Genomic DNA, 11,744 nt, shown 5'->3' on the forward strand with positions numbered 1-11,744 from the left:
ATGACGCTTCGAGTTGCCGTTTCACAGCAAAAAGGCGGTGTTGGAAAGACCGTAACAACGAAAAACCTCGCTGCAGCACTTGCTGACCGCGGTCACCGAGTACTAGTCCTCGACGCTGATCCCCAGGGCGGCACAACACTCAAGCTTGGGCTTCGAGACCGCTACCGACAAAGCGACATCCCAGCATTGTTCGATGTACTAGCCGATCTTGGGGATCTAACGTTAGACGACCTTGACCAACTCGTTGTTTCGAATTGGGACGTCGATAGTGCCGCTCATGAGGGCCCGGAAGGCTTCGATCTTATTCCAGCACATATTCGGAACTTCCGTTTAGAGAAGCATCTGCATTCTCAGACACGCGGTATCGAAGCACTCCGAATGGCACTTGATCGGTACGAGCATGACTATGATTTCGTTCTCGTTGATTCACCGCCAAACCTCGGTCCTCTAGCGGATGGTGCATTAATCGCAACTGAGAACGTCCTGTTCCCAGCCAACGCAAACATCATCGCGAGAGATTCGTTGGAAATTCTGTTTGACGAGATTGACACGCTTGAAGATCGATTCACAGACGGTGACTCGAAGAAGTATTCCATTCGGACGCTTGGAGCCGTCTTGAACGAAGTCCCTGCGCAAGGTTCTGTCGTCACTGAAACACGAGATTGGTTCTATCAGACCTTCGGCGAAGATTTCGTTTTTGAGATTCCAGATCGGAGTGCGATTGAACACGCAATCGAGAATCACTCAACAGTGTTTAGCTACAACCCTGAGTTAGGAGACTACCCGTGGGATCGCAAGAAAATCGATGAGCTACGTAATGCGTATCATCGAATTGCAGAACACCTGGAGGAGTATCAATGAGTGACGACAGTCAAAACGAACTGGGTAAGCGATTTGAGGATCGTATCTCTCCTGAGCCACCCTCTTCCTCAGCGAGTGATTCGTCAAACGCGTCTACCACAGAGGAGATGAATAACCCGGGTTTAGCAAGTGAGACAGAAAACGCGAGTAACTCGAATAACTCGGGTAACCCGAGTAACACGGGTTCGTCGCCAGGACCTGATCCAGATCCAAACGCAAGCCGCAATCAAGAGCGGATATACATGGCTGTTGGCAGTGATCGAGCAGATGCCCTGAACGGTATGTATGAACGATTCGACGCTCGTTCAAAGCTCGCAGGACAAGGTGGAATCGAAAAGCATCGCGATTTTTGGGCAGCCGCAGCTGAATTGCTAGTCGATTCTGAAGACGAACTTGCTGACCGCCTTGATATTCCAGCAGTGACCGAGTCCGAATAAGTCCAGACTGGTAGAGACTGCGGAATTTGTGGTACGTAGGAGAGTATGAGAACTTCCCCTACTCCCTAAATGTTCAGTCTGAGTGATCGGGCCTATGGCTCCACGAGGGTGCGGGACCGTATAGTCGCTCGTCGGTATCGTCAGCGTATGGCATTCTCTCGGGCGCTTCGAGGAGTTCGAGATACAATCCCCACTCGACTCGACAAAATATGTAGGTCAAGCCCTCTGTGGGCCCATCGTCGTTCGTTTGTGGGCCATCAAGCATCGTAATGTCGTCTCTTTCAGCCAATCCATCTATTGCCACATCGATATCCTCTACCTGGAGGCCGAGATGCGTCGCTCCGATGTCGGAGTTGTTCGGTGGCGTATCGTCCTGGTCGGGAGCGTCCCACTCAAACAACTCTAGATTCATCGTTGGACCGCACCGCAGCATCGCAAGTGAAGCTGTCGCGTCAGGATGCACATCCAACCGTCGCTCCATCGAATCACCATCGGAATCTCCGAATGGCCCCTTCCGATAGAGCAAGTCACACCCGATGGCATCAACAAAGAAGTCAACTGCCTCATCGAGATCGGGAACGGTGATTCCAACGTGATGGACGTTTTGTGCCGTCAACGGATGGTCGTTTGTCATCGTGTGTATCTCAGATGGTGGTGTGCATAGGTTACTTTCGAAGGAGAACGATCCCGTCACCGACTGCATTCACTGGCTCTGCGATGAGGACATCGAAGCCAACGCTTTGGGCATGATCGACGAGCCATTTCATACTAATTAAGTATTCATCATCACGAGTGAGGACATTATCACCGGCTTCTAACTCATGCTCTCGGGAGAACTCGCCGACCTCCTGGGCGTGTTCGATGGCAGCCGGGTCGATACCGTCGAGTGCGGACCAAAACGTGGACGCAAACGCCTCGACGCCCCGATTTGCCCACCGTATCTGAGTCTCGCGGTTGGCCGCTGTATCACGAGCGTCGTTCTTCAAGAACGTCTCAGCGATGCAAATATGACCGCCCTCAGGTAAGGCCGTATAGCAATCTTCGAGAAAGTCGACTTTCTGGTCGAGTGGATCGGGGATGTGATGGAAAGAATACAACAGCACCACCATTTCCGGGAGTGAGGTGACTGTTTTCACGTACTCGGTCATATCGGCTGTTTCGAACGATAGGTTTGACACCCCGAGTTTTTTCGCGTTATTCCGGGAAACCTCGGTGACTGTCGCTCGGTTATCGATACCGAGTATCCCTGTTGTTGGCATTTCTTCAGCCAATCGGACAGAGGTTTGCCCTGTCCCAGATCCCATTTCGAGTATTCGGTCAGGAGCCGCATGAGAGACAAGTTCTACAACGTTCTTCTGTAATGCCTCGTAGTACGACGTCTGTCCGAGGTACTTCTCAAATGTTTCATCACTGGTGTAAAAGCTCGGCGTCCCATCGAAGTCACCCATTTGTGTGCCCTCCTGCGCGAGAATGGATCCGATTCAGGGGGTGTGCATTTCTCATCGATCGCATTGTTGAATGCAATCTATTCCACTGGGGTATAACAGATTCGGTAGGCGGGATAATCGGGTGATGGAATGGTGTAGAGGTAGCCTTGGTATCCTTCGCCATGAATCGGCTCCAACGCGGGACGCTCATCAGCCGCAAAGTAGTCTGGTGTGCTGGAGATCGATCCCCAGAGGTCGTCTTCTTCTCCGAGAAATTGCTGGCACTCAACCCCAACGTGGTTCGCTTTATCAACAATTCCAAATTGGAGTTCACCCACACCGTGATTGTAGCGTGTGAGCGAGATGCTTTGATTGTACGTCGCATAGTGTGCCAACTCGTTCGGCCAGGTGAGTCGATAGTAAAGCGTCAGGCTGTCACCCGGCGGAAGTGGCTGGGGAAAGAGGAACTCTAATTTCTGTTCAAATGCTGGCTGCTGTTCGGTGAGATCGTTGACTTCCAGTCGCTGGCCGTCACGGCCATCGACAAATACGAGTGGATCGATGTCCTCGAATGTGATCTTGTTCTCGCCGCTTTCTTTGTGGGTGATCGAATTCGTTGGCTCTGTTCCGGCGTTCTCGACAGTTATCCAGCGGAAGCTGTTCCACTCGTCGGCTGGTCGGTCAAGAAAGTCGATTCGCTTCACATGCCGATAGAAGTGGGAGTTATCAACTAATTGTGGGTCGTCATTCTCTAGGCTCCATGCCGTTGCGATACGGTCGCGTCGAAGCTGAAGCACGGCTTCGTCGATGCTGTCAGTCGAGGCATACTCCCCGCTCTGCTCAGTCACAACTTGATTTGCGACGACTTCCGCAACGTGATTGAGGAGGTCCGCGTGCTGTTGGCCTTTCTCTGTGAGGATAAGACGATCGTCGTCACATGTGAGGGTATCATGTTCAACAAAGCGGTCGATAATCTGTCTGATTTGGTAGCTAGACGTGGTTTTCTCCATCTTGTGGAGGCGGTTTTCGACATCACGATTGACCGTCTCGACCTTGGCAGACCGCAGATCACGCCGGCGGCCACCTGGTCCACTTCTGGTAGAGACCGAATCCAAGACGAAAAATGGTTCAACGCTCCGCGACCCATAGAGCGGCGCGAGACAGGCCTCGATTTGTTCTTTATCGGATGTGGACCCCCATTCAACGGCATCCAATTTGATCCCGAGGTTTTGAAGGGTGGTGATGACATAATCAAGGATTTCGTTCCCAGTATCTGTGAGAACATAGCTCCGATTCTCCCTCTTGATCAGCGAAATATCAGCGGTTTCGAGTGCTAGCGATTGGAAATGGCTCGAGACAGTTGATTGATGTCGGTTGATCGTGTTCGCAATTTCTGTCTGGGTCGTTGCCGTATCGCTCTCAATGAGTACGAGCGCGGGGAATGTTGTGGGGGTGATTGTGCGGAGAATTTCGCCAGCAGTCGTGAGTACTGGCGTGGGCCAGTTTTGGTGAAGGGAGCGGGAGACCATGAGTTAGTAGATAGTTATGGATGTAATATGCCCAGAAGTAAGCGTTATGGATGTAATATGACCTGGTATGGACATAGAATGTCCATATGCGAAATACTTAATTGAGTGTTTGGGAGATAGATGAAATGTGATGGACCACTTCGAAGTGGCCGACGAACCTGCCCAGAAGCTTTCCGGAGTCCGTAGTGGTCCTGATGGCCCAGTTGGCAATACGAGCGATGAAAGACACCAGTTGCAACGATTCGTATCGAATCACTGGTGGTTGACAAATGAAGAATGGGTCAGTGATGCTCTACCAGCAATGCGAGACAGGCAGCTAAGCTAGGCAAGAATCAACGCCAAGAAATGACAACTCCGTCGGAAGTTATTGGGTGCTCCAACACCCGTCACACCTTCCGACGAACGTACAAATGTTGTTTCTTGCTCAGTGGACAAAATTGTTCGGGTGTACACCTGCAGGTATACCCTCTTGTCCGCCTGAGTGACTCTGAGACGGGTCAGCGTGCGACGTATGCACGATGACACACCACACGCAATATCTACAATACGACGACATTGAGGCCAAAACTAACCAGCAGTGCATCACGCCGGACGATTTGAAAACGAACGACGTTATTTTTCTCCGTCGTCATTCACGCGAAGGTGTCGGCAGCCGCGAGAAGGACATACTGAACCGTGAAACCACACGAGGGCGTCGGCATTCCGACGCCCTAAGCCGGGTCCATGGACCCGGCTACCCTGCTACTACTAGTACTGTACTCACACTAGTGAGTGTGAGTGAGGGGGGGTACTCCCACTGGCCAGTGGGAGCAGCCCCCTTCGTGAGGTGGTTCCGATGAGTGGCACGGGCCACATCGATTTGTTTGTGTCCAACCGAGTAATCGAACAAATTCACGAATACGTCCAAGACAGATACGACGTCGGAGCGTCTGAGTCGGACTATTACGTGCGTATCGTGGTTGAGAATGCGATTGAAGAGTGGTGCGACAAAGATCCGAACGCGGAGATTGAAGACCTCATCCGTAATGCCATGGACGCACTCGGTGGCGACGACAACGAAGAAAAAGATCGTTCGTTTTCGAATTTGTCGGTGGCGCCCGACGAGAAGACGCGCCTCGCTCGCGACGTGCGAGAATCAATTGAGGCTCTGTTTAACAAGGATTATGCGAAACGTGCGCCCGAGACAGACACAAAAGGCGACTATCTCTCGCGCATTCTTCTCGAATTCGTCACCGACGGTCGACGTGACCGTCTGCGCCGGAAGATGAAGCGGATCGATCTGTTCGCGCGGTGCAAAAGTGGCGACGCGAGCTCGGTTGAGCAGAAGGTTGCTCGTATCCGTTCGGAGCTTTCGGATAAATTCGATAACGGGTATCCGGTACAGCGTGACGACCTCGTTGCGGCCGTGAAAATGCAGCCACAGACGAAGACGCAAAAGACTCGCGAGAAGTTAATTCAGAGAGTCCTCGATCATGATACGGTTGAGTACGTGGAGAGTCCGACGACGAAGGACGTGTTTATGCCGCGTGAGCAGGCTATCCAGAGAATGGAAAACCTTGGGCTGTCCGGTATTTTGGACGGACCGAAGTACGACCGTCTTCAGGCGGGGTACGAGTTCGCGGATCTCTCGAAGGAGGACAAAATAGAGGGAATCAAAGTCGCACTCGTACGACTCGCGATGCACGCCGATCTGGGAGGAACATACCGGTTGACTGCAGAACAAATACGCCAGCGTGTATTCGGTATTGCCGAGTCTGTACGTGCCGATACGGTTCGTCGCTATATGAACGAAATAGCCGACGAAGACGGGTTCACAGAAACGCAGACGGAGGAAAATAGCACGAAAGCCGTCCGCGTACACGTTCCGACGATCATCAAAACAGACGTTGATCTTCTCGAAAAGGCAAATCTCGCAAAGGAATACGATTACGAAGACGCGCCGGATACGGGATTAGTTGTAAACATTTCGTCTATGTTCGACGCTGAGAGCGGTGAGAGTGACGACGAGAGCGAGTCTCTATTTGATGAGTCCCATCTATCGGAGCAGCCCGATGATAGGCAGAGCACGGTGCGTGAGGTAGATGGACGCTTTGATGAACTCGTGCAGGCGGTCTCAGCAAACAGGGTTGAATAGGAACCTGCTTCAGGACATTCTTCGACATGCAAAGAAATCCCATGGTGAGGCATTCGTTGCTGCCGTCCGAAAGCAAATCAATCACTGATCTTATTTGGTCAATCTGCATTTCCTTCTGATCGACCAAACATCCACGACTTTGCACGTGTGAGTAGCGACGTCTCCCTACTATCTTCGACCGCCGGGACCGGATCGGCTTCGAGTTGTCGCGTCAGTCGGTCATTTTCTTCGTGCAATCGCTCAATTTCGCCTTCAAGCCGGGATAGAGCCTCTCTCAGGAAAGCGGATTCAGCATCTGAATCCAGTGCTGAATGCGTTGAATCACGATTGCGGATAATTTGGCGGACGTATTCACTTCTGGATTCATCTTGTTTCTTCGCTTCCTTCTCCAACTCCTCTATTTCGTCTTTTTCAAGCCGGACGGTCATGTTCTTCATTGAGTTGGTCTGTGAATACGCTTGGATTCATATAGGATTCAGTCAGACGTGCGTGCGACGTATTTCGAGTGGAACCCGTAGTTTGTATAATATACTAACCCACACGGCACGCATCTATTGTCCTCGTTCAATTTTGATATAGCGTCATGCAATATATCGACTTCGAAACGCTCGAATTTGGTGATTACAGCCTTTAATCCGGTGGTATACACTGGAAGTGGTGGTGTGTTTGGCACTTCTGCTTAAATCCATAAGCGGAAGTAGACACACCCCGGGAGCCCCGAATCAATCTATGCGCAACGCTTTCTCACCCTGAATCGGAGTGATCTGAGAGACTTGTAATGAGCGGATAGCACGCTATCTACGCTCGAAGTGGTCAAATACTCCGGGAAGGACAGTAGTGACAACCGCGGTGGAGTGCTGCGTGTCAAGAAGGCTGACGACGACTGACGTTGAGCGTCGCCTCTGATTCGTTGGCCATTCACTCGGGCCAGTGCGCCTGTTCTTATAGGCTTTCTTCATGTTGGGTGACGAGAAAATTGATAACTGGCACCCTGGTATCCTTCTGAAAGAATGTCAAATTCGGGGAGCGGTATCATCGACGAAGACACCGCACAGACTGTCGCAAGCGGTCGAGAAACACTCGGCTCGATACTTTCGGCAACACAGACACATCTCCAGAAAGTATTCATCGTCTTTGTCGTCGGATTCATCGGGACCTTTTATGCGATTTCAGAGGTCGTGTGGCCGTTCCTTCGCCGAGTGATGACACAGGAGATGCCAAAGTCGGTAATGCAACACGTCGACATCGTCGCAGTGACGCCGTTCGACGTCATCCTCTTAAAAGCCAAAATTGCGATGGTGGCGGGTGTCATCCTCGCAATCCCCGTGTTGCTCTTCTTGGCTCGAGGCGCGATCCGGCGACAGGGGTGGTATCCCGATGCCTCTATTTCCTACTGGAAGGTTGGTGTCGTCGTCCTGCTCGGGGCGGGTCTCTTTGCTGGTGGACTCGCGTACGGCTATTCTCTGTTCTTCCCGCTGATGTTCAATTTCTTGGCGAAAAACGCCGTCAATGCCGGATTCAGCCCGAAATACGGTATTGTTTCGTGGACGCAGTTCGTTCTCGTTCTCTCGCTCTCATTCGGGCTGGCAGCCGAGATGCCGCTCGCCATGAGCAGTCTTGGGTACACTGGCATCGTGCAGTACGAGACATTCCGTGACAAGTGGAAGTACGCCGTCATTGTCATCTTCACCTTCGGTGCGGTCTTCTCACCGCCGGACCCGTTCACCCAAATTATGTGGGCAGCCCCGTTGCTCGTCCTCTACGCGGTCAGCCTCTATCTGACGAAAATTGTTGTCACCATCAGACGTGGAAGCGACGAGGTCAGCCTCGGCAGGACGGTACGCGAGAAATGGAACAATATCCTCGGTATCGTCCTCATTGGTGGCGTCGGCACGTACCTGCTCATCTCCCAGGGTGCAGGCGGCTATCTGAATCGAGAACTGATTCCGACGCTCAACGACACCCTGCCGGCGAAGTACCACCTCCCGTTTGTCCCGGCCGTCGAGAACCTATTCGGTATCCCCCGAGAACAGGCTCTCCTTGTCGCTGCGCTGGTCGTCGCGGCGGCCACACTCCTGCTGGCGGTACTCTACTACCTGTTCGTATCGCTCGAAGCAAGTGCTGACATGACCTCACCAAGCAGTGCTCCGGCTGCCATCGATGTGGACGAACTCGACGCAACCGGGGTGCGCGCGGCACCACCTGAAGTGTTCGAGACAATGAGCGGCGACGAGTCACTTGATCACGCTCGAACCGCGATGTCGCACGACAATCCCGAGAAGGCACAAGCCATCCTCGACCGCTACGACGAGATCAACGAGGAAGAAGCTGACACGGCGGTCCAGACGGGCGAGAGCGCCCCCGACGAATCCGAGGATGAGGCACCACTTGCCGAGGACGTGGCTCGCCAGCCCACGGAGAACGACGGCAATGTTGTCCAGAGTACGGCCGCGGGCATGATGAATGCGTTCTCGGAGGACGAGACAACTGAGGATGACATTGGCGGCTACTACTACGATATCGCCTTCATCTTCCAGTCGATCACGACGAAGATCTTCTGGGTTGTCGGCATCTTCATGCTCGTCCTTGCAGGGTCGTTCCTCGCCCTCTACAAGGGCGGGATGGAGGCTATCAACAAGGACTTCACACGGCGTGTTCCCGAGGGCGTCGTGCAGGGTGACCCGGCCAAGTTGTTGAACATCGTCACGCTCCACCCGGTCGAGGCGCTTATCTTCGAGGTGAAGGTCTCGACGCTCCTCGGTGCGGTCGCAGCGGTGCCCGTGCTGCTGTACTTCGCGTGGCCTGCGATGAAAGAGCGGGGCATCGCCCGTGGGAACCGCAATGTATTCTTTGTGTGGGGCTTCGCGCTGTTCGCCGGACTGTTCGTGGGGAGCTACGTCGGCTATACACAGGTCGCACCGCGTATCATCTCGTGGCTGGTCTGGGACGCCCAGCAGGCGAACATGGTTATCTACTACCGAGTCAAGAGCTTCTTCTGGCTTGTGTTCGCCACGACCGTCGGGATCGGCTTGCTTGCGGACGTCATTGTGACGATGGTCCTATTCAACGAGGGCGGCATTGTTTCCTATGACACTTTCCGTGAACACTGGCGGGTGGTCGTCATTGGAATGTTCGCACTCGGTGGGCTGCTGACACCGGATAGTCTGTACACAATGTTCCTCGTTGCCGTCCCGGCCACTGTCGCCTACGTCCTCGGACTGGGCTTGCTAACGGTCACGACCGTTGGCGGCCACCGTGGATAGGCCGTGGGCGACTTTTGTTTCTCGGCGGTACAGGCACTAACAAGAGTTAGTATATTATAATAACTTCGGTGTATTCACATCCGGTCTGGCTGGTGGTTGTTTATGCTGCGAACTAGCGAATTGGCTGCATATGCTTCGTGAGACGGCTTTACTCGATGCACTCTAGAGTGAGCTTGCGATCGTGTCGAAACCAACACAAGATGACAGAATCGACGCCGAGCGGCTTGCAACTCGGATGCTCGAAATTGATGGGACTAAACACTGCTAATCGGCATCGCTGAGGGAACAACGGTCCTCACCTGTAATCGGATGAGTTCGATCACGCGAACGCCAATTCAGACTGATCGATTCGATGGCGACGGGTAGATGACCAGAATGCTTGAATCAGGCGCGTTGGAGCTAGCAATAGGTCATTTTGAAGAGGACGACCAGTAGTGATCAACGACCCAAGGGAAGAAGCTGATCGCAATTGTACTGATGGTAATCCCGACGAGTGCTGAGAGATACATCGAATGGGAAAACGACCCAATGTAGCCACCACAATACCCCGCCACTAACAGCAGCACATTATAGTAGAGTATTCTCACGCCAAACAACGAGGGTGTCAGCGAAAGCCAGCCAGGCTCTGTTCGCGTTGGTGGTGTCACCCATTCACCATAGAAGAGAGCAATACCGACAACGGCGGTTCCCCACCCAAAAACAAGCGCATTTTTAACACCAATCGCAGAAATCGGCTCTAGATTGAGAATGAGAACGAGGACTGGCAGTGCAGGGATTGAGATATCGAATACCGCGTACACCAGGTCACCAACGGGATCGGTAGCTGAGATGGTTGGAAATCTCTGCTCTGATTTTCGGGGCGTTGAGGATGACATTGGTACTCACACTCTCAGTCTCGAACTTCGGGGGCGTACGTCAAAAAATTATTGTTACTTTCTATTACTATGTCTATGAATTCTTCTGGAGGCGTTTCACCGTGCTACTAGACTCGTGCAGACATCGAAGTCGTCGTGTTCATTTCCTATACAATGATTGATTGGTGAATTTCATACTGGACTTTGGTCAATTCTTGATGGGCCGGTAGAGTCATTGGTATTAGATCACGTGTGCCGCCGGGTCGCAATTGCTCCAGCGAGCGATGGGAAACTTCCAACGGCAAGTCCGCCAATCACGACTGCCCACCCCATTGGGAGTAAGGGAAGTTGGATTGTTTTGCCGAGCAAATCACCGCCATAGGCGATAACGGCTAACGCGAGGTTGAAATAGAGGAACCGGAGGCCGATCAGCAGTGGAGTTAGCGAAACCCAGCCGGGGATGTCAGTAAAGAGCGGCTGTATCCAGCCACCACGGATCAAGGCTGTTCCGAGGACCATTGTTAGCCATCCAATCATGGCCGCGCTTTTGATTCCGCCAAATTCGACTGCGGTAGTGACCATAATGACGTAGAGCAATGGAATACAGGGGACGGAGATATCGGCAAATGCATAGACGGTGTCGTCGATGAGGAGGCCAAGGCCATCTTTTTCGACGGTTGTGAGGGTGCCATGGCCACTGAATGAGCGTCGGGTGTTGGTCTCTGCTGGTCGGGGGGTGCGTCCTGGTGGACCAGACATGGTATTTCAAAACTTCTCTGTACGGTAATAAAAACATTCAGGATTGCTGCATTTCTATCACGTGTCTGAATACAAACCAGACACGGGATTGCCGATTTGGTTCAGCTATCCCGAACAATTCTGGGGAAAGACGTCTGTTTTCTGGGATTTCGGAACGTTTTAAGATGCGTGATTGATTTGATAACCGAAGTAGAACGTAAGACGGCAGCGAGGTCGATTCCTCGAATTTGGCCGATTTAGATGATTGACTTCCTGTGGGCAGTATAAGCGGTAGTGCGACACACTAGAAATGACGCCTCGATCTAGGCGCAGTTCGTATGTTCCCTCGTAGATTAAATTCCTTCTCACATGCGCTTGATTGTGTGGTCCGTCAATTGATCCACAACTACGTCATTGATACCACTCACTCGGTTCACAGACGATGTATTGAGAAAAACTTTCTCCAGAGTGTTTGCCAACAAATTTCCAGATAAAAACTTT

General features: G+C 52.4%; 10 protein-coding genes. 4 read left to right on the forward strand and 6 right to left on the reverse strand.

Annotated features, from left to right (window positions below):
- Positions 1-861, forward strand: a complete 861-nt coding sequence (locus V5735_RS00005; protein WP_423743131.1) for a ParA family protein — start codon at positions 1-3, stop codon at positions 859-861.
- Entirely contained in the window at positions 858-1,298 is a 441-nt protein-coding gene (locus V5735_RS00010; RefSeq protein WP_423743132.1) for a hypothetical protein, read from the forward strand. Before V5735_RS00005 ends, V5735_RS00010 begins: the two co-directional genes overlap by 4 nt.
- A 73-nt stretch (positions 1,299-1,371) precedes the next feature.
- Here V5735_RS00010 and V5735_RS00015 read toward each other — a convergent pair whose 3' ends face one another.
- The 3 genes from V5735_RS00015 to V5735_RS00025 all read right to left on the reverse strand — a co-directional run bounded on the left by V5735_RS00015 (position 1,372) and on the right by V5735_RS00025 (position 4,254).
- The gene (locus V5735_RS00015; RefSeq protein ID WP_423743133.1) at positions 1,372-1,932 is read right to left on the reverse strand and encodes a VOC family protein; all 561 of its coding nucleotides are present in this window, start codon (positions 1,930-1,932) and stop codon (positions 1,372-1,374) included.
- 31 nt (positions 1,933-1,963) lie between these two features.
- Positions 1,964-2,746: a class I SAM-dependent methyltransferase gene (locus tag V5735_RS00020; RefSeq protein ID WP_423743134.1), complete on the reverse strand. Its 783-nt coding sequence runs from the start codon at positions 2,744-2,746 to the stop codon at positions 1,964-1,966.
- A gap of 77 nt (positions 2,747-2,823) precedes the next feature.
- The gene (locus tag V5735_RS00025) at positions 2,824-4,254 is read right to left on the reverse strand and encodes a hypothetical protein (protein WP_423743135.1); all 1,431 of its coding nucleotides are present in this window, start codon (positions 4,252-4,254) and stop codon (positions 2,824-2,826) included.
- An 835-nt stretch (positions 4,255-5,089) separates the two neighbouring features.
- On the opposite strand from V5735_RS00025, the gene V5735_RS00030 reads away from it, so the two are divergent.
- Complete coding sequence (locus V5735_RS00030; RefSeq protein ID WP_423743136.1) at positions 5,090-6,388, forward strand: hypothetical protein; 1,299 nt, start codon at positions 5,090-5,092, stop codon at positions 6,386-6,388.
- 98 nt (positions 6,389-6,486) lie between these two features.
- Here V5735_RS00030 and V5735_RS00035 read toward each other — a convergent pair whose 3' ends face one another.
- A complete protein-coding gene (locus tag V5735_RS00035; RefSeq protein ID WP_423743137.1) occupies positions 6,487-6,825 on the reverse strand; it encodes a ribbon-helix-helix protein, CopG family in 339 nt (112 codons plus the stop codon).
- 573 nt (positions 6,826-7,398) lie between these two features.
- On the opposite strand from V5735_RS00035, the gene V5735_RS00040 reads away from it, so the two are divergent.
- A complete protein-coding gene (locus V5735_RS00040; protein WP_423743138.1) occupies positions 7,399-9,651 on the forward strand; it encodes a twin-arginine translocase subunit TatC in 2,253 nt (750 codons plus the stop codon).
- A gap of 410 nt (positions 9,652-10,061) precedes the next feature.
- On the opposite strand, the gene V5735_RS00045 is transcribed toward V5735_RS00040, so the two are convergent.
- Together V5735_RS00045 and V5735_RS00050 are read right to left on the reverse strand one after the other, a co-directional pair.
- Positions 10,062-10,526 carry a hypothetical protein gene (locus tag V5735_RS00045; protein WP_139025488.1) on the reverse strand — a complete coding sequence of 155 codons (465 nt, stop codon included), beginning with the start codon at positions 10,524-10,526 and terminating at the stop codon, positions 10,062-10,064.
- 225 nt (positions 10,527-10,751) lie between these two features.
- A complete protein-coding gene (locus V5735_RS00050) occupies positions 10,752-11,264 on the reverse strand; it encodes a hypothetical protein (protein WP_018128778.1) in 513 nt (170 codons plus the stop codon).
- Positions 11,265-11,744: the final 480 nt, after the last annotated feature.

The sequence above is a fragment of the Haladaptatus sp. SPP-AMP-3 genome (assembly GCF_049568665.1).
GTDB lineage: Archaea > Halobacteriota > Halobacteria > Halobacteriales > Haladaptataceae > Haladaptatus > Haladaptatus paucihalophilus.